17 protein-coding genes are annotated in these 16,260 nt (G+C 53.5%); 10 read left to right on the top strand and 7 right to left on the bottom strand.

The window, feature by feature from the left end; translation table 11 throughout:
• Position 1: 1 nt before the first annotated feature.
• The 4 genes from F3J39_RS15985 to F3J39_RS16000 all read right to left on the bottom strand — a co-directional run bounded on the left by F3J39_RS15985 (position 2) and on the right by F3J39_RS16000 (position 4,186).
• The gene (locus F3J39_RS15985) at positions 2-1,846 is read right to left on the bottom strand and encodes a hypothetical protein (RefSeq protein ID WP_166714406.1); all 1,845 of its coding nucleotides are present in this window, start codon (positions 1,844-1,846) and stop codon (positions 2-4) included.
• A gap of 414 nt (positions 1,847-2,260) precedes the next feature.
• On the bottom strand, positions 2,261-3,181 hold the full coding sequence (locus F3J39_RS15990; protein ID WP_211049719.1) for an EamA family transporter: 921 nt from the start codon (positions 3,179-3,181) through the stop codon (positions 2,261-2,263).
• Positions 3,181-3,768 (bottom strand): TetR/AcrR family transcriptional regulator, encoded by a 588-nt coding sequence (locus tag F3J39_RS15995; protein WP_166714407.1) that lies wholly within the window; start codon positions 3,766-3,768, stop codon positions 3,181-3,183. Before F3J39_RS15995 ends, F3J39_RS15990 begins: the two co-directional genes overlap by 1 nt.
• 178 nt (positions 3,769-3,946) lie before the next feature.
• Complete coding sequence (locus F3J39_RS16000) at positions 3,947-4,186, bottom strand: biofilm development regulator YmgB/AriR family protein (protein WP_104085916.1); 240 nt, start codon at positions 4,184-4,186, stop codon at positions 3,947-3,949.
• A 433-nt stretch (positions 4,187-4,619) separates the two neighbouring features.
• Here F3J39_RS16000 and ycgZ point away from each other — a divergent pair, with 433 nt between their 5' ends.
• The 3 genes from ycgZ (at position 4,620) to F3J39_RS16015 (ending at position 5,634) form a co-directional block, all read left to right on the top strand.
• Positions 4,620-4,862, top strand: coding sequence for a regulatory protein YcgZ (gene ycgZ / locus F3J39_RS16005; RefSeq protein ID WP_065647984.1), 243 nt, complete (start codon positions 4,620-4,622; stop codon positions 4,860-4,862).
• Positions 4,863-4,969: 107 nt separating this feature from the next.
• Positions 4,970-5,236, top strand: a complete 267-nt coding sequence (locus F3J39_RS16010; RefSeq protein WP_065647985.1) for a hypothetical protein — start codon at positions 4,970-4,972, stop codon at positions 5,234-5,236.
• A gap of 140 nt (positions 5,237-5,376) precedes the next feature.
• Positions 5,377-5,634, top strand: coding sequence for a biofilm/acid-resistance regulator YmgB/AriR (locus F3J39_RS16015; protein ID WP_166714440.1), 258 nt, complete (start codon positions 5,377-5,379; stop codon positions 5,632-5,634).
• A gap of 5 nt (positions 5,635-5,639) precedes the next feature.
• On the opposite strand, the gene F3J39_RS18955 is transcribed toward F3J39_RS16015, so the two are convergent.
• Entirely contained in the window at positions 5,640-5,768 is a 129-nt protein-coding gene (locus F3J39_RS18955; protein ID WP_255420999.1) for a hypothetical protein, read from the bottom strand.
• 212 nt (positions 5,769-5,980) lie between these two features.
• Complete coding sequence (locus F3J39_RS16020) at positions 5,981-6,226, bottom strand: hypothetical protein (protein ID WP_040113408.1); 246 nt, start codon at positions 6,224-6,226, stop codon at positions 5,981-5,983.
• A 475-nt stretch (positions 6,227-6,701) separates the two neighbouring features.
• On the opposite strand from F3J39_RS16020, the gene F3J39_RS16025 reads away from it, so the two are divergent.
• Both F3J39_RS16025 and F3J39_RS16030 read left to right on the top strand, forming a co-directional pair.
• Positions 6,702-8,072: a hypothetical protein gene (locus F3J39_RS16025; protein WP_166714408.1), complete on the top strand. Its 1,371-nt coding sequence runs from the start codon at positions 6,702-6,704 to the stop codon at positions 8,070-8,072.
• Positions 8,069-9,175 (top strand): T6SS immunity protein Tli4 family protein, encoded by a 1,107-nt coding sequence (locus tag F3J39_RS16030; RefSeq protein ID WP_166714409.1) that lies wholly within the window; start codon positions 8,069-8,071, stop codon positions 9,173-9,175. The genes F3J39_RS16025 and F3J39_RS16030 overlap by 4 nt, the downstream gene beginning before the upstream one ends.
• Positions 9,176-9,246: 71 nt before the next feature.
• Here F3J39_RS16030 and F3J39_RS16035 read toward each other — a convergent pair whose 3' ends face one another.
• The gene (locus F3J39_RS16035) at positions 9,247-9,483 is read right to left on the bottom strand and encodes a DUF2171 domain-containing protein (RefSeq protein WP_040113409.1); all 237 of its coding nucleotides are present in this window, start codon (positions 9,481-9,483) and stop codon (positions 9,247-9,249) included.
• Between the two features lie 211 nt (positions 9,484-9,694).
• On the opposite strand from F3J39_RS16035, the gene F3J39_RS16040 reads away from it, so the two are divergent.
• The 5 genes from F3J39_RS16040 (at position 9,695) to frlB (ending at position 16,248) form a co-directional block, all read left to right on the top strand.
• A complete protein-coding gene (locus F3J39_RS16040) occupies positions 9,695-10,495 on the top strand; it encodes a glucose 1-dehydrogenase (RefSeq protein WP_166714410.1) in 801 nt (266 codons plus the stop codon).
• A 111-nt stretch (positions 10,496-10,606) separates the two neighbouring features.
• Positions 10,607-12,145 carry a methyl-accepting chemotaxis protein gene (locus tag F3J39_RS16045; RefSeq protein ID WP_166714411.1) on the top strand — a complete coding sequence of 513 codons (1,539 nt, stop codon included), beginning with the start codon at positions 10,607-10,609 and terminating at the stop codon, positions 12,143-12,145.
• A gap of 315 nt (positions 12,146-12,460) precedes the next feature.
• Positions 12,461-13,192, top strand: coding sequence for a complement resistance protein TraT (gene traT / locus F3J39_RS16050; protein WP_108570277.1), 732 nt, complete (start codon positions 12,461-12,463; stop codon positions 13,190-13,192).
• Between the two features lie 674 nt (positions 13,193-13,866).
• On the top strand, positions 13,867-15,204 hold the full coding sequence (gene frlA, locus F3J39_RS16055) for a fructoselysine/psicoselysine transporter FrlA (RefSeq protein WP_166714412.1): 1,338 nt from the start codon (positions 13,867-13,869) through the stop codon (positions 15,202-15,204).
• Between the two features lie 21 nt (positions 15,205-15,225).
• Positions 15,226-16,248, top strand: coding sequence for a fructoselysine 6-phosphate deglycase (gene frlB, locus F3J39_RS16060; RefSeq protein WP_166714413.1), 1,023 nt, complete (start codon positions 15,226-15,228; stop codon positions 16,246-16,248).
• Positions 16,249-16,260 lie beyond the last annotated feature (12 nt).

A 16,260-nucleotide genomic window follows, 5' to 3' on the forward strand; every position in this document is an offset into this window, starting at 1 on the left:
TTTAACCCAGCGGATCCTCCGGGTCGAGCAGTTCAATGCTGCGGGGTGTACCGTTTACCCTGATTTTAAGGAAATGTCGGCGCTTCCATTTGCCCGGCTGATGCTCAACATCTTTAAAGAAGTATGGACCGCGCACCAGCAGCTCCTTATTGTCGTTATAGCCGAAACCAACCGATTTGTTACCGGTCCAGCGCTGTTCAAACGCCACAACCGGCGCGGCTTCAAGTCGCGCGCTCTCCTCTGCATCGCACACCGTGAAGCTTTTACGGAAGATAAAACATTGGCCGGAGGTGTAGCGATCGCGTCCATTGGTTTCCACCAGCGCAATTGAGTAGCCGGTGTAGTCCGGGATCTTAACGAAGAGTTTGGTGCGCGCGCCGCCGCCTTCAACGTGTACTTTCATGACTGGACTGGAGCCCTCGCTGTACCAGCTACCGATGGTGTCGGCTTTATCACGCGCCTGCAGATAGATGTGAGCTACCCCCTCAGGCGTTCTGCCGCTGTGATCGGTCTGCGTCTCACTCTGCGAGAGAAACTGCGCGCTGCCCAGCACGCGGATGTGGATCTGCGAGGCGGCGTCAGAGAAATTAAACTCGCCAATGTAAAACCAGCGCGGTTTATCGGTGCGGTTATCCATATGGTGCTGCGAGGTCATAAAGTCGTAATTTAGCGACCCCTGAATAACCGCGCCGAGATCGGAAATCTCCATCACGCCGCGATCGCCTTCCGCCAGCAGCGTCCAGGGCTCAACGCCCTCTTTACTGAAGTCAAAGCCGGCGCTGTCCCGGTGCACGCTTTTCTGGATGATCATGGCGCGGCAGTAGCCCATCTTCATCGGATTGGCGGTGGATTCAATCACCAGCCCCTCAATTGTCCACTGTCCGTTAGTGAGATCGCCCGCGTACTCAGAGTGCTCAATCCAGCCGTTGCGGATAAAAGATTGCGTACAGCGGGGAAGGTCGAGCACCGGCTTTTTAGTACCGCGCTGCAGGTTGAAGTTAGAGAGCTCGATGGCGGTGCTGTGGTCCCATGCGCCCAGTTCCCGATCGGACCAGCGTGCATAGACGATACTGTCCTGACAGCCGCGTGAATAGAACTGATCGATTTTACAATCCAGCGTATCGATCAGGTCCAGCGCGCGTCCGCCCAGATAGCGAAACTCCATACTGGAGACGCGCAGAAACTGACCGCCGGTAATGGTGTTGGCGTAAAAACCGACCTGGTTAAAGGCGGTTCCGCCATCCTCCCCGCTGTTTGAGCTTTTGCCTTTGATAACAAAGCCGGAGATCTCAACGTAGCGCGCCTTAACTTTGAAGAAATGCAGCCCGCGCGGCCGGGTGTCCCAGTTGAAGAGCAGCGTTGTGGTAGGGAAGTAGCCAAAATTAACCGGCGCACCGCTGACCTTGAAGCGGTTGATCTCTTTGTCTGAGATATCAAACATCGACATACTGAATTCACCTGCGGTGAAGCGAATGCCCGCTGAAGGCAACACGCGTTGCGACCAGGCAAACATACGTTTCACCGCCTCAATACAGTCGGTCCTTCCGTCAGAGACCGCGCCAAAATCAACCACGGTTACGCTGTTGTAGTCCAGCACCACGCGTTTCCAGCGTTTTTTACCGGCGGTGACAAAGATTATGCCGCCATCATCAACGGACGCGGTATCGACGGGATCGTGTATAAACACGCCGCCGCCCATCCGCGTATCTTTGGTATATTCCAGCACCACCGCCAGCTGGCCCGCTACCAAGGGCTCGGTAGCGCGTAAGGCGGCGATATCATTGAGGTGCAGAATGCTGGCCGGGACCGGCGCAGATGAAGAGGCTATAGCAGATGTTTCTGTCATGATGCACTCCTGGATGTATAAAAGTTGCACAACGGAAAAAAGTATAAGCCATTGAAAAAGTTATAATTGCAAAGGGCCGGTCTAAATGAGAGGGAAATGACGAAGCGGCGGAAAAAGAGCGGTTAAGATGTTAATTGGCAAGCAGATGCCATTTTGCTTTACAGATTTTTCGCATTCACTGTTTTTTATCACTGGCTCTTCAGCAGCCAGAAAAAAGCCGGAGCTCATCACCAGCGACCGATAACGCTTAACTGTTTGAGCAGTTCTGTTTATGCCTGCTGATGATTAGTGAGGGCTGCAGACACGCGGTCAGTGATTCTGTCTGATACAGAGTCTGCTTCGCGCGCCATAGCAGCCCGGCGCAATCTCCGGGCTGCCACCGCTCAAATGCCGGACACTGATCATTTACCTGAGTCAGAGCTGCCGTGCCGGCACAGGCGAGCGCCTTTTCACTGGCGCGGTAATAACACCGAGGCAGGCGACTATCAGAGCGACACCAATCCATCCGGCAGGAGGCAGTCTTTCACCCACTACCAGGACAGCCAGTAAAGCGGCAATGACCGGTTCGAGCAGAGTAATGGTGGTTGCCAGGCTGGCCGGGATACGCGCCAGGCCATAGCCGTAGCAGAGATAGCCGACAAACATCGGGATCAGGGCCATGTAGATCCCGACGGCCGCAGTGTTCCAGCTCGCCAGTAGCGGAGCACCCGTCATAAACAGTACGGGCATCAGCAGGATGCCGCCCGCACCAAACGTTGCTCCCATGGCCGCGCCGGACGCCACACCCGCCTGCATCAGGCGTCGCGCCGACCACGAATAGAACGCGTAGGTAAACCCTGCCAGCAGACCCAGAGCGATACCGCTCAGGGCGTGTTCGTTGCCGGCAGCCTCTCCGCTGCTCTGCGCCAGGCAGAGCAGTATCATTCCGGCGATCCCCGGCACTGCGCCGCACAGCCACTGCTTTGTCAGGCGCCCGCCGTCGAAGCGATACTCAATCAGGGCTGAAAGAAGCGGAGCCGAACCAATCGAAATCACCGTGCCAGTTGTGACGCCCGCATAACGCATGGAGGCATAGAAGGCAAGAGGATACACGGCAACCGCGAGCGCGCCGGTGACCAGAAAGTGCCACTGTGCGGCAATAAGCTGGCGCTGACGAAGAAGTGTGCCAGCCGCAATAAGTCCCTGTAATAAACCGCCGATGCCCATCGCTACGGCTCCAATCGCCAGCGGACTCAGCTCAGGGGCGTAGGTAGCCGCCGTGCCGGTGGTACCCCAGAGGATGGCGGCCACCAGCACGCCCGTTATGCCGCCCAGCCGTTGTCCCGATGAAAGCATCAGTACGCCTCCATCATCTGTTCAGCCATCGCGCGGGCCTGTGCCACACAGTGACTGCTCCCTTCCAGGCCTGCCCGGGAGATGCTGCCTTCCAGCAGGAAGGCGAAATGCTTTGCCACCAGGCCGGCATTTTTTTCCTCTCCGTGTATCAGCTCAGCCAGATGCGAAGCCAGAATCGCTTCAACTTCCTCTTTGTGTTCACGTACAGCCTGGCGTCCCGGTGCTCCGGCAGGCAACTCTGCAGCGGCATTCAGCAGCCCGCAGCCGCGAAAGCCGTGTTCATAAGCATACTCAGCGTGATCTTCATACGCTTTAAAGACGGCCAGAACCCGCTCCCGGGGCGTCGTAGCGATCTGACGCCGCTTTTCATACAGCGCCAGCCACTCTTCATGCCGCACCCTGAGATAAGCCGCTACCAGTTCATCTTTAGAGGCAAAGTTGTTGTACAGGCTTTTCTTTGCGACGCCAGCCCGTTTCACAATCGCATCAATGCCTGTGCCGCCTATTCCGTGGTTGTAAAAAAGAATGCGTGCGGCGTTGAGTAGCTTTTCATAAGCCGTTTCTGAATTTGCAGACTGTTGCGTCATTGTCAGCCCCAATGGCGTTGTGAGTAGGTAGACTAGTCTACCTACTCACGAGTGTATGGCAACCCCAGGAGGCATTCAGCGGAGTGAATGACTTTTTTATCCCGTTAACAAAGGGCAGGCGGAAAAAAGTGAATACAAAACAGCCCGCAAAAGCGGGCTGGCAGCATGATTAATGCTATTAACGGCCAAACAGCATGGCGAGCAGCTCGCGCAGATGCGCAGCCTCTGCGGCATCCTCGGTGCTGTCCAGCCAGCCGATCAATTTAAGGCACACTGCAGTTCGGGTAAGACGTCGCTCCTGACGAAGGATTTCGACGGTGATCCTGCCCAGCATTTCAATCTGGCAGGGATGCGTTACCCTGCTGAAGTAGCCAGTCAGCCCGATTGTATTTTCAGAAGGCAGTCCGTCCTGGCGCATTGAAATACCTGAAAGTTAATAGAGGGGGCGTGCGCAAAGTAAACGATGCGTAGCGATGTGTACAGCGTTGATTTGTAAGAGCGGCCTCAGACTGGTCTGGATCTAATAAATATCTATAAGTTACAGTCACCTATACAATCTATTTTCCTGATGATTAACAATTCACGCAGGGATAGCATCCTCTTTCTGAAGACAAAGCATTGCCTACAAGCTTTCTGCATCAGTTACCGCTTTTTTATCGAAGCTGCTGATATAGCTGTACAACTTACTTAGCCTTATTCTCATTTATAACCCCATGATAAATAGCGCTTAGCATTTTTTGCAAAAAAATCAAGCCAGGGGATATACACAATCGCTGTACAAGTTTACCAATGTTGTATAACTTTACGCTCATTGAGCGATGAGTATATTTCAACCATTACAGAGGTTCCCCATGCGCCAGGACATTGCGAACTATCCAACTACAGCAAATGATATTGCCCATTACTTCAGCAAGGTTTCCGTACCGGGACAGCAGGAAACGTTGGGCCAGATTGTGGTAGAAATCCTGCGTGCGGGTAAAAATCTTAATCGCAAAGCGATCTGTTCAAAGCTCTTACGTCGTCTGGAGGTCGCAGCGAGTGTGGAAGAGGAGCGTCACTACCAGGCGCTTATCGGGCTGCTGTTTGATCGCTGAGACGCCTTCAACCGCGTGTTCAGTTTATCCTGCAGCACTTTCAGGGCTGTCCGGACTGGCAGCCAGATATCACTGCCGGAGCAGGCACGCAAATATAAGAAGCGGGTATGCAACGAAGTAACCTGGAAAGACTGACTGATATCGTTATCGGCGAAGCAGTAACATTACTGCTCGGTGATGCCGGCCGCATCAATTCAACCGCTCTGGTTGCTACTCTGAAGCGAATGGCAGCGCTGGAGTCCCATCCTGAACGGCTGGCGGCACTGCAGTGTGCACTGGATGAAGTAGCAAAGGAGTTTCCGCGCGCGCGGCAGACTCAGGATATGCCGGTGATGGCGCTACAGTCGGTTCAGGCAGGCAGTAAAAAGCATTAAGAGATATATTCGCGCAAGCGAAGTGTGGCAATAAGCCCGCAGGATGCGGCCATCTGCGGATGGCCGTCTTTATTTCAGGTATTTAGCCTGGTAACTCAGCCGCTGGTGCGGAATTAAACGGAAAGACTATGCAGCAAGAAATGCAGCACACCCAAACGACCGAAGCCGACATCATTCACCATTTTCGTCACGCTGGCGATAAGCTGGCTGCTGAAACAGCCGTGCTGGATGCGGTCATCCGCGATATTGTTGTGCACGGTAAACGCGTCACCAGCAAAACCATTATCCTGTATCTTATCGCCGAGCTGGAAAGCACATCAGACGTTGTACACCTTGATGTACTGCGCAATGCGCTGGAGATAGTGGTCGGACGCACACCGGACGACGAAGGTATCTAAGATTTTTATTCCTGCTGCACGCTCTGTGCGGCAGGAATGGCTGCTGAGGTCTCAAAACCACCTTTTGAAGCCCATACTGAGCAGCTCGCTGCAGCAATCAACGTAATAGCAATCCACACCTTCATCATCATCATTTTCTCCCTATCAGTAACGGCTTTAACATTAAATAAGCCTGGCACGGATTACGCGATCTGCCTGGAGCAGAAGAGACAAAAGGATAATTCTGATGTGAGTTTTTGCAGTTAAGGCACGCTGCTTTAATGCACGTTATCTTCTGCCGTGTGAGATGCAGCGCTATCATTATTTTTGCCCGTTTTTCTTTCAGGACGCTGAGGCGTTGGCAGGCTCAGTCAGCCATCTCATTTTCATCCAGACGATAAAGATTGATATCGTTTCTTTCACGATAACGGGGCGGAAATACCATGGCGCCGTTACCATCCCCCAGATATTGCATACCCAGAGGCTCGATAATGGCATAGGGCTCTGCCAGGGCGCGGCGATAGCGCAATATTTCGCGCGCCATTTCAACGGCTTCTGGTGAATTATTATCAGGGTTGCCTGCTATATATTGCAGGCGTTCGTCGCTAAGCATCGCTGCCTCCTGTATTGCTCTGACGCTTTACGGCTCTACCTACGTCGTGACTGGATGTCATCATAGCCAGAAGCGTGGCGGAAACCAAAGGCTGCGTTACGTTGTGATGCACACAGCAGGATGTTGTGAAGCGTGAAAGCAGCAGATCTATTAAATGAAAAGCCGGATCCTGCCATTGGGCTTTTCAGAGGCCAGAGCAGCGGGAGGGAGCTTTACTACGCTGGCATTCTGTATTTTCACAAAAATTTCAGTTAAGTCAGGTCCGGGGTATTGTAAAGTCTTTATCTTTACAGGGAGAGTAGAGGAGTATTCGCGCATGGATGACAAGAAAAGCTGTTCTTACCATCGGCCGGTATGGGATGACAACGGACAGTTTCATTACGAGCTCGTTTCACAGGCGAAAGAGAAGAAACATGTATCATTTTGCCTTTTACCGCCTGAACAGGTGATCCCGATAATTTTTATTCCGGGAGTTATGGGTTCAAACCTAAAAAACGGAGACGGTGAGGTCTGGCAGTTCAGCATTACGTCGTTAACCAAATGGCCGCTTGCCAACGCTAAAAAAAGAAAAGAGCTGCTGGATCCCGCCACCACCATGGTTGATTACAGTGGTGAGATTGCTAATAACGACGCGGACGGAAAAAAATTCCCCTCACGACGAAAACGGGGCTGGGGCAGCGCATTTTACAAGAGTTACGGCAAAGCACTCGACAAGCTGCAGTATCTGCTCAGCGATGACGACATCCTGATGGATAACTACTTTAGGGAAGCGCAGCTTCAGACAGCGCGACAGCGTTTTACCGGCGTCAGGATAGGCGATGAGCCGGAAGAACAGGTGCTGACGGAGGAAGAGACGGCACACGGCCACAAGTTTTTATACCCGCTTCACGTGTTTGGTTATAACTGGCTGCAGTCTAACGCGGACTCGGCGGCTCAGCTGGAAACCTATATCAAAAAAGTACTGGGGGATTATCACGGTCGTCTGGCAGTGAACAAAGTTATCCTCGTCACCCACTCCATGGGTGGACTGGTTGCCCGGCACTACTCTGAAAACATGAACGGGCAGGAAAATATCCTGGGCATTATACACGGGGTAATGCCCGATCTCGGCTCACCGGCAGCGTACCGGCGAATGAAAACCGGCGAACGCGGTATTGTCGGGATGGTTATCGGGAACAGCGCAGAAAAATTGATGCCGGTGCTGGCCCGGTCTCCTGGCCCGCTTCAGCTGCTGCCGGGCAAAGCTTATCCTCCGGGCTGGCTGAAAATTGAAGGAAGCCATTCCCGACTATCACTGCCGCTGAAAGATCCGTATAAGGAAATTTATCTTAATAAGAAAGACTGGTGGCGGCTGTGCGATCAGGATTTACTGCTGGATGATACAAACAGTGAATGGGAAGATTTTGTTAGACGCATACCGCGTGATGTTGAATTATTCATTGAAGAATTGCATGGCAGATATCATCCGCAGACCTGGTTGTTTTATGGCGCAAGCGCAGACAACCAGTCTGACGCGTTTTTAACGTGGAAAGAGCAGATCCCACCGCGAGTAAGGGAGGCGCAGCGGCTCCATAATAGTTTCGGTGCACCTCCCGAACTCTCTCCGCTAAGAACCCACCAGCTGATTTCTGCCGCAACACCCGGCGACGGCACGGTGCCGGTTACGGCTATCCGGACTGCCTCTTCACGGATCCGTGGAGTTCTGGCAACCGACGTTGATCACGAAAGTGCCTACGCTGTTGATCCCGTTAACCACTCCCGCTCGGTCTACCGCGATCTATCTGATGCGATGGTATTTACCGTCCGTTCAGTGATGAAAATCGTACAGCAGGTGCCTGCGCCATGAAAAAGCCTCCGCTGACCCTGCTGTTCCCGCTGACGCTCGTGCTGCTGGCGGCGGGGTATTATCTTCATAACTATGTGACGTTTGTGCATGCGCCAGCGGCGTTAACGGATAAGGAAAAACGTATGGTCGATACCCTGTTTGCAACCACTAAACCTCAGTGCGTGGGGCGTTACGTGTTTGAGGTTCCGGCCTCTTTCGAAAACAGCCTGCCGGATCGTGCCCTGATTAATAAAGTCCGCATCAGCAGCAAGCGGCTCTACCGGCCGGCGTTTGAACAGCGTATCCGTCTGCGGGAAGAGGCGCTGAAAAACAGCTATACGGTAAGGGAGTTAGATCGGCCTTATCTCAAAGACGTCTACCGGATAAGTGACAGCGCGGTAATTTTCGATCGCAATAAAAATGAGAGCGCCGCCGGGTTTGGTCGTGTGCTGGAAGCGCATCTGTATACTGATGGAGTGGCATTTATTCTTACTCAGGAGATCTTTGATGTATCGGACAGTAAGTATGAAGAAGACAAACAAACATTTATCAATGCCGGATTTAATGACAGCACCCTAAATGACAAACCGGCAAAACTGGCGGAGCTGCAGGACCTGATGTCCCGCCTCAGCGGGCGAAAAAATGACGAAATCCCGGTGCAGCCTGGCAGCTGTATTGCAGAAGGGTTTATTCGCGACGGAGGCGCAAAACCCAGAGAGAACATTACCTTAATCTATCCGCACGGCCAGGTATTTTCCCTGTCGGTTGCCACCAACACCTATCTTGGCGACCCAAAGAGCATGCTGGAGCGGAGCCATGAAATACAGCCCTGGCTGACCTCGCTCAACGCGCGGACCCTGCGCAAGAATAAAACGGAAATAGCGGGCTTTGAAGCGGATGAGTGGCTCAACACCGCGCCCTCTGAAAAATCACCCGGTCATGCATCAGCACAGCTGCTGTTTAACGCCATCGCCAATGAAAAGAGGGTGGATTTCCGGCATCCGATTATCGATCTGACCATGAGCAACCACGCCCTGCCTGCGCCGGCCTGTAGCGATGCGGAGCTGGTGGAGATATGGGATCGGATCGTGGGTTCTTTTCGTATCAGAAGCAATGCTTTTTGAATCAGCCGGTATTGGGCTCTTTACACGTGTAAAAAAAGACCGCAGCAGGGCTGCTGCGGTCCGACAACAGATTATGCGCTCTGCCATTCGGCTTCAACGTCATCCTTTGATTTGGAAAGAATGACTTTATTATCATCGACTTCTTTTACCCAGCTGAATGGGATGATGTGGTGCTGGCCGCCCGCTTCCGGATCGCTTTTTGCCAGTTTGATTTTATCTTCGCCTTCGAAGTGATCGACAATGCCCACGTGCTCACCATTGACGTCAACAACCTGTGCGTGATCCAGGATTTCTGATTTGCTTACCATATTGCCTCCGTTCTGTGAATGTAAATGCAGCAGTTCTGCTGCCGGACTGCTTAAGTCTGGTTATTAATCCGCAGATTTCCAGTAATTTACAGAATGAAATATTTAGGCGAACCGTGACGCGACCAATTCTGCTGCGCCGACTATGATTTCCTGTAGCCGCTGGCGGCGCGCGCCGCCAGCCTCCTCTCTGTTCATAACGGGAATTAACAGCATGCAGATATCACTGGAGAAACAGGTTGCGCTGGTTACCGGCGCCAGTTCAGGGCTTGGCTACGCCTGCGCCGAAGCGCTGGCTGCGGCGGGTGCAGCGGTGGTGGTCAACTATAACAGCCAGCAGGAGCCTGCCGAGGCGCTGGCAGAAGCGATACGGCAGCGCGGCGGTAAGGCGGTGGCAATAGGAGGTGATGTCTCTGATGAAAAAGCCGTAGAGGCGCTGTTTGCTGAAACCATCAACCACTTTGGGCGGCTGGATATCCTGGTCGCGAACTCCGGACTGCAGCGCGATGCGCCAGCCGGCGAGATGACGCTGGAGGAGTGGAATAAGGTTATCCAGGTCAATCTCACCGGTCAGTTTCTCTGTGCCCGGGCGGCGCTGCGTCAGTTCCGCCGTCAGGAGAAGCGTCCGGACGTGAGCCGCGCTGCCGGAAAAATCATTCATATGAGCTCGGTTCATCAGCTCATCCCCTGGGCTGGTCATATCAACTATGCCGCCTCTAAAGGGGGTGTCGATCTGCTGATGCGTAGCCTGGCGCAGGAGGTGGGTGAGGAACGTATTCGCATTAATGCGATTGCGCCGGGGGCCATCAGAACGCCAATCAATACCGAAGCCACCGAGGGTGACGCAGAGAAAAAGCTGCTGCAGCTTATTCCCTATGGCAGGGTGGGCGATCCGGAAGATGTGGGTAACGCGGTGGTATGGCTGGCCAGTGATTTATCTGACTACGTGCATGGCACCACGCTGTTTATTGATGGCGGGATGAGTCTCTATCCTGGCTTTCGCGATAACGGTTAAGCACTTACCAATTATGCTGTCGCAATCAGCCGATTGCGACACTTTCACGGCTAATGAGTTGCGCCGCCAGGCCGATATAACTAACTCTCCATCTTCAACCGGAAGTTAATTATGTCGCTGAAAAAATCCTCACTGCTTGTGTTCCTCACTATGCTGGTACTGTTTCTGGCCAGCGTGGCCGTCAGCAGCTGGCTGCTGGTGCGCAGTAACGCCTCGCTGACCGCCGTTAACAAAGAGATCCGCGTAGTGCTCTCCGTTATCGATCCTATCAACCACAGCCGTACGCTGCGCGTCAGGGTGATGGAATTTATGAAAGCGAGCGAGGGGGACGATACCGCATCAGCAGCGTCACTTGAGAGCGTTAAAGCGGTGGCGGTTAAAGCAGACGCGGCATTTCAGGCTTATATGGATGCCCCGCGTCTGGCCGGTGAGGCAGCAGAAGCAGAAGCTTACCGGCAGGCTTATCTCAGCTATCGCGATGAAGGGATCCGGCCGCTGGTGGCTGCCGCTGAGGCGCACGATCAGGCACGCTTCAAAGCGCAGATCCCGACCGTCGTCCGTCTCGATCGTCAGTATGAAATTATCCTCGATAAGGTACTGGCGCAGCATGAAGCTTACGCACGCCAGCTCAATGATGATGCACAGCGTCACTTTCACTCCGGCCTGATGCTGCTGGTGCTGTTTGGTGCGCTGTTTGTCGGCATCATTGTTGTGATTTCACTGCTGATGCATCGCTTTGTGCTGCTGCCGCTCAGCATGGCAAAACAGCATTGCGATTTGATCGCCGCCGGCGAGCTTAACCGCCCTGTTCCGGTAAAAGGCGCATCGCGCAGTGAAATTCAGAGTCTGATGGGCTCGCTGGAAGCGATGCGTCTCGCCCTGACACAAATCATCATGCAGGTACGTGACTCCGCGCATTCGGTCTCCACCGCCTCCGGCGAAATCGCCGCCGGAAACGTTGACCTGGCCTCGCGCACTGAGCAGCAGGCTGCGGCGCTGACGGAAACCGCGGCCAGCATGGAGCAGCTGGGTGCTACGGTGAAGCAGAACACTGACAACGTATTTGAAGCCTGCCGCCTGACCGGCGAAGCGGTGCAAAATGCGGAAACAGGTGAAAAAGTCTCGCGTGAGGTGATTGTGTCGATGGACCTGATCAACGCCAGCTCGAAAAAAATCGAAGAGATCATCTCGGTGATCAACGGGATCGCGTTTCAGACCAACATCCTCGCGCTGAACGCCGCTGTGGAAGCAGCGCGAGCGGGTGAGCAGGGCAGGGGGTTTGCTGTGGTTGCCGGAGAGGTCCGCAATCTGGCACAGCGCAGCGCGCTGGCAGCCAAAGAGATAGAGACGCTGATTGCAGAGTCGGTAGCGATTATTCACACCGGCTCGGAGCAGGTCAGCCGCACCGGGGAGGCGATGAGCGCTATTATCGCGTCCGTAAGCCGCGTTAATCTCCTGATGGAGCATATTTCTGTGGCGTCAGGTGAACAGAGTCGCGGCATCGGTCAGATTGAGAAAGCGGTGACTGAAATGGACTCTGTGACGCAGCAGAACGCCGCACTGGTACAGGAGTCAGCGGCTGCGTCGGCATCGCTTGAAGAGCAGGTACAGTATCTGACCCGTTCGGTTTCCACTTTCCATCTGGCATAAGCGCCCCGTGCCGGCTCTTTTTTCAGGAGCCGGCAATCTCTCAGACCGCAATACAGGGCCTTAATGATCACTGCTCCACTATTAATGATTAAAAGAGCACTCCTGAAAATTCATCTATAAAAAGCCATTATTTCAATGTATTAAGTATGATAGTTCGTTTTTAGTATATTTATTTTCATCAAAGCGTAAATTTCTCTTACGCTTTGCCGATATTCCTCCCTGCCACCTTAGCGCAAACCGGTACGTTTGCGCCTGCTTTACGGGTGTGCTGCGGGCAAGAGTGCGCCGCAGTTAATTCTTCTCAGGGAGCAGTAAATGAACCATCGTAAACCCCTGGTGGCGGCCGTCGTCGCCTCCTGCATCGTTCTTTCCGGCTGCAGCGCCATGACTACCGCCATCAAAAAGCGCAATCTTGAAGTTAAAACGCAGATGAGCCAGACGGTATGGCTTGAGCCTTCCACTCAGAAAACGGTCTATCTGCAGGTGCGTAATACCTCTGACAAAGATATGAGCGATCTGCAGTCGCTGCTGGCGCAGGACCTGCAGGCTAAAGGGTATACAGTTACATCCTCGCCTGATACTGCGTTCTACTGGATTCAGGCTAACGTGCTGAAAGCGGAAAAAATGGATCTGCGCCAGTCGCAGGGCTTCCTGGCTACCGGTTATGAAGGCGCGGTTGCCGGTGCAGCGCTGGGTGCCGGCATTACGGCCTATAACAGTAACTCGGGTGGTGCGATGCTTGGCGTCGGCCTGGCCGCAGGCCTGGCAGGAATGGCGGCCGATGCGCTGATTGAAGATGTTAACTTCACCATGGTGACCGATCTGCAGATCTCCGAACGCAGCAAAAATGCCGTGACCACTGACAACATTGCCGCGCTGCGTCAGGGCACATCAGGCATTAAGCTGCAGACCAGCAGCGAAGAGGGCAACCGCATGAAGTATCAGACGCGTGTAGTGTCCAACGCCAACAAGGTCAATCTCAAGTTTGAAGAAGCGAAGCCGGTGCTGGAAGCGCAGCTGGCGAAATCCGTGGCAGGTATTATGTAAGCACGGATGCCGCTGGTGCATTCCGGCTGGCGGCAGATCGCAACGGAATGACTATGAATATACTCCCCAAATAGTTACAGCATTCCTTAACATGAAATACTAATCGGTGCCGGTCTGACACACACAGCCCCTCTCTGACCCTTTCAACCTCAGGTACAGATCTGAAACAGGGTTGCCCCTCCTGACTCGCCGCCGCGCCCGGCCCATAGGGCCGGAATGAGTAGAACAGGTAAAAGAGTGCTGTAACTAAAAAATCGTCTGGCAGAAAAGTGTTTGTCACTTATTTAGCCTGACCGTTACGCTTCTGGACGCACCTGCGACAGAAAAGTTTTGTCCACTACCACCAGAGCCAGCTTTCAGGAATACAGACAGCAATCTCCGCCATTCCCACTTTCTGCATTTGACCGTCCACACGTGTGCCAGATGTTAAAAAACCTGCGTTATCAGCTGTTTAATCGATAAGCGCGTAACAGCTTTAGCGCAAGTAACGATTTTGTGATCTGCCTCGCCAATACAATTCATTATGTGTTGTTATATTCATTATGCGTCATCTCATGATGAAAAACAGCAAAGCGCACTTACGCCATCTTTTCTACAGATAGTGCGGTGATCTGCTGCCTCATTCAGGCGCACCTAACCCTACAACTCCATTTAATCATTAAAAAGGTAACGATATGGAAAGCCAGGAACTCCAACGCAAACTCGGCTTTTGGGCCGTGCTGGCCATTTCCGTCGGAACGACCGTGGGTTCCGGTATTTTCGTTTCGGTTGGTGAAGTAGCAAAAGCGGCAGGTTCTACGTGGCTTACCGTGCTTGCTTTTGTTATTGGCGGACTGATTGTTATTCCGCAGATGTGCGTGTATGCGGAGCTCTCTACCGCGTATCCCGAAAATGGCGCGGACTATGTGTACCTGAAAAACGCGGGCAGCCGTCCGCTGGCATTTCTCTCCGGCTGGGCCAGCTTCTGGGCAAATGATGCGCCGTCACTCTCTATTATGGCGCTGGCGATTGTCGGTAATATGGCCTTTCTGATACCGATCGACCCGTTCATCGGGAAGCTCATTGCCACCGGTCTGATTCTGGCGTTCATGCTGCTGCATCTGCGTTCAGTTGAAGGCGGCGCGACATTTCAGACGCTGATCACCATCGCTAAAATCATCCCGTTTGCCATTGTCATCGGCATCGGCGTGTTCTGGCTAAAAGGGGATAATTTTAACGCACCGGCAACCGCAACCACCGGCATGACGACAGGGATAATGGCGCTGCTGGCCGGAATTTCTGCTACCAGCTGGTCCTATACCGGCATGGCCTCTATTTGCTATATGACCGGAGAGATCAAAAACCCCGGCAAAACCATGCCGCGTGCGCTGATAGGCTCTTGTTTACTGGTGCTGGTGCTCTATTCGTTGCTGGCGCTGGTGATCACCGGGCTGATGCCATTCGACAAACTTGCCGTCTCGGCAACGCCAATTTCCGACGCACTCACGTATATTCCGGCGCTCGGCAGCGTAGCGGGTATCTTTGTCGCTATTACTGCCATCATCGTGATCCTGGGCTCGCTTTCCAGCTGTGTGATGTATCAGCCGCGTCTCGAATATGCGATGGCGAAAGATAACCTGTTTTTCAAAAGCTTCGGGCATGTACATCCAAAATACAACACGCCGGATGTCTCCATTATCCTGCAATGTGCCCTCGGCATCTTCTTTATTTTTGTCTCTGACCTGACCAGCCTGCTGGGCTATTTCACGCTGGTCATGTGCTTCAAAAACACCCTCACCTTCGGCTCGATTATCTGGTGTCGCAAACGTGAAGACTATAAACCACTGTGGCGCACACCGGCGTTCGGCCTGATGACCTTTGCCGCTATCACCTCAAGCTTAATTCTTGTTGCATCCACCTTTGTGTGGGCGCCTGTCCCGGGGCTGATCTGCGCCCTGATTGTTATCGCCACCGGCCTGCCCGCTTACGCCTTCTGGGAAAAGCGCAACCGCCGTCTGGCTCACGTTTCTTAACCCTGTCTGGAGAGTTGTTGCATGTTGAATATTGATAAAAACACGGTGGATTTCCTGGTAACCGAAAACATGGTCAGCGAAGTGGAGAAGGTTCTTGCGAATGACGTTCCCCGCGTGCATGCCATTGTTGATGAAATGATCAAACGTGGCGTCGATCGCATCTACTTTGTCGCCTGCGGCTCCCCGCTGAATGCTGCGCAGACGGCAAAGCATCTGGCAGATCGTTTCTCCGGCCTTCAGGTTTATGCGCTTTCCGGCTGGGAATTTTGCGATAACACCCCGCATCGGCTGGATCCGCGCTGCGCGGTAATAGGCGTCTCTGATTACGGCAAAACCGAAGAGGTGATAAAGGCACTGGAGCTGGGTGCGGCTTGCGGCGCACTAACTGCTGCCTTTACTAAACGCCCGGACAGCCCTATCAATCAGGCTGCGCAGCATGTAGTGGCATATGAAGCAGACTGCATCTGGGAAATTCATCTGCTGCTGTGTTACAGCGTGGTGCTGGAGATGATTACGCGCCTCGCGCCGCACACCGAAATCGGCAAAATCAAAAACGATCTGCATAAACTTCCGCAGGCGCTCGGGCATCTGGTGCGTACCTGGGAAGAAAAAGGGCGTCAGCTCGGTGAGCAGGCCTCACAGTGGCCGATGATCTATACCGTTGCCGCTGGTCCGCTGCGTCCGCTGAGTTACAAAGAGGGAATTGTTACGCTGATGGAGTTTACCTGGACCCATGGTTCAGTAATTGAGAGCGGCGAGTTCCGCCATGGCCCGCTGGAAATCGTAGAGCCGGGCGTACCGTTTCTGTTCCTGCTGGGTAATGACGAAAGCCGTCATACCACCGAGCGCGCTATCCGTTTTGTATGCGAGCGTACCGATAACGTTATCGTGATCGACTATGCCGAAATCGCTCAGGGACTGCACCCGTGGCTCGCCCCATTCCTGATGTTCGTCCCGATGGAGTGGCTCTGTTACTACCTCTCCATCTACAAAGACCATAACCCGGACGATCGCCGTTACTATGGCGGGATCGCCGAGTATTAATTTCCCCGCCCG

Origin of the sequence: Pantoea sp. Acro-807, from assembly GCF_011752675.1 — a bacterium.
GTDB classification, from domain to species: domain Bacteria; phylum Pseudomonadota; class Gammaproteobacteria; order Enterobacterales; family Enterobacteriaceae; genus Pantoea; species Pantoea eucrina.

Bases quoted from the DNA above. Each gene is read 5' to 3' on its own strand.
- F3J39_RS15985 (WP_166714406.1), bottom strand. From the start codon at position 1,846: ATGACAGAAACATCTGCTATAGCCTCTTCATCTGCGCCGGTCCCGGCC.
- F3J39_RS15990 (WP_211049719.1), bottom strand. From the start codon at position 3,181: ATGCTTTCATCGGGACAACGGCTGGGCGGCATAACGGGCGTGCTGGTG.
- F3J39_RS15995 (WP_166714407.1), bottom strand. From the start codon at position 3,768: ATGACGCAACAGTCTGCAAATTCAGAAACGGCTTATGAAAAGCTACTC.
- F3J39_RS16000 (WP_104085916.1), bottom strand. From the start codon at position 4,186: ATGCGCCAGGACGGACTGCCTTCTGAAAATACAATCGGGCTGACTGGC.
- ycgZ (WP_065647984.1), top strand. From the start codon at position 4,620: ATGCGCCAGGACATTGCGAACTATCCAACTACAGCAAATGATATTGCC.
- F3J39_RS16010 (WP_065647985.1), top strand. From the start codon at position 4,970: ATGCAACGAAGTAACCTGGAAAGACTGACTGATATCGTTATCGGCGAA.
- F3J39_RS16015 (WP_166714440.1), top strand. From the start codon at position 5,377: ATGCAGCACACCCAAACGACCGAAGCCGACATCATTCACCATTTTCGT.
- F3J39_RS18955 (WP_255420999.1), bottom strand. From the start codon at position 5,768: ATGATGATGATGAAGGTGTGGATTGCTATTACGTTGATTGCTGCAGCG.
- F3J39_RS16020 (WP_040113408.1), bottom strand. From the start codon at position 6,226: ATGCTTAGCGACGAACGCCTGCAATATATAGCAGGCAACCCTGATAAT.
- F3J39_RS16025 (WP_166714408.1), top strand. From the start codon at position 6,702: ATGGGTTCAAACCTAAAAAACGGAGACGGTGAGGTCTGGCAGTTCAGC.
- F3J39_RS16030 (WP_166714409.1), top strand. From the start codon at position 8,069: ATGAAAAAGCCTCCGCTGACCCTGCTGTTCCCGCTGACGCTCGTGCTG.
- F3J39_RS16035 (WP_040113409.1), bottom strand. From the start codon at position 9,483: ATGGTAAGCAAATCAGAAATCCTGGATCACGCACAGGTTGTTGACGTC.
- F3J39_RS16040 (WP_166714410.1), top strand. From the start codon at position 9,695: ATGCAGATATCACTGGAGAAACAGGTTGCGCTGGTTACCGGCGCCAGT.
- F3J39_RS16045 (WP_166714411.1), top strand. From the start codon at position 10,607: ATGTCGCTGAAAAAATCCTCACTGCTTGTGTTCCTCACTATGCTGGTA.
- traT (WP_108570277.1), top strand. From the start codon at position 12,461: ATGAACCATCGTAAACCCCTGGTGGCGGCCGTCGTCGCCTCCTGCATC.
- frlA (WP_166714412.1), top strand. From the start codon at position 13,867: ATGGAAAGCCAGGAACTCCAACGCAAACTCGGCTTTTGGGCCGTGCTG.
- frlB (WP_166714413.1), top strand. From the start codon at position 15,226: ATGTTGAATATTGATAAAAACACGGTGGATTTCCTGGTAACCGAAAAC.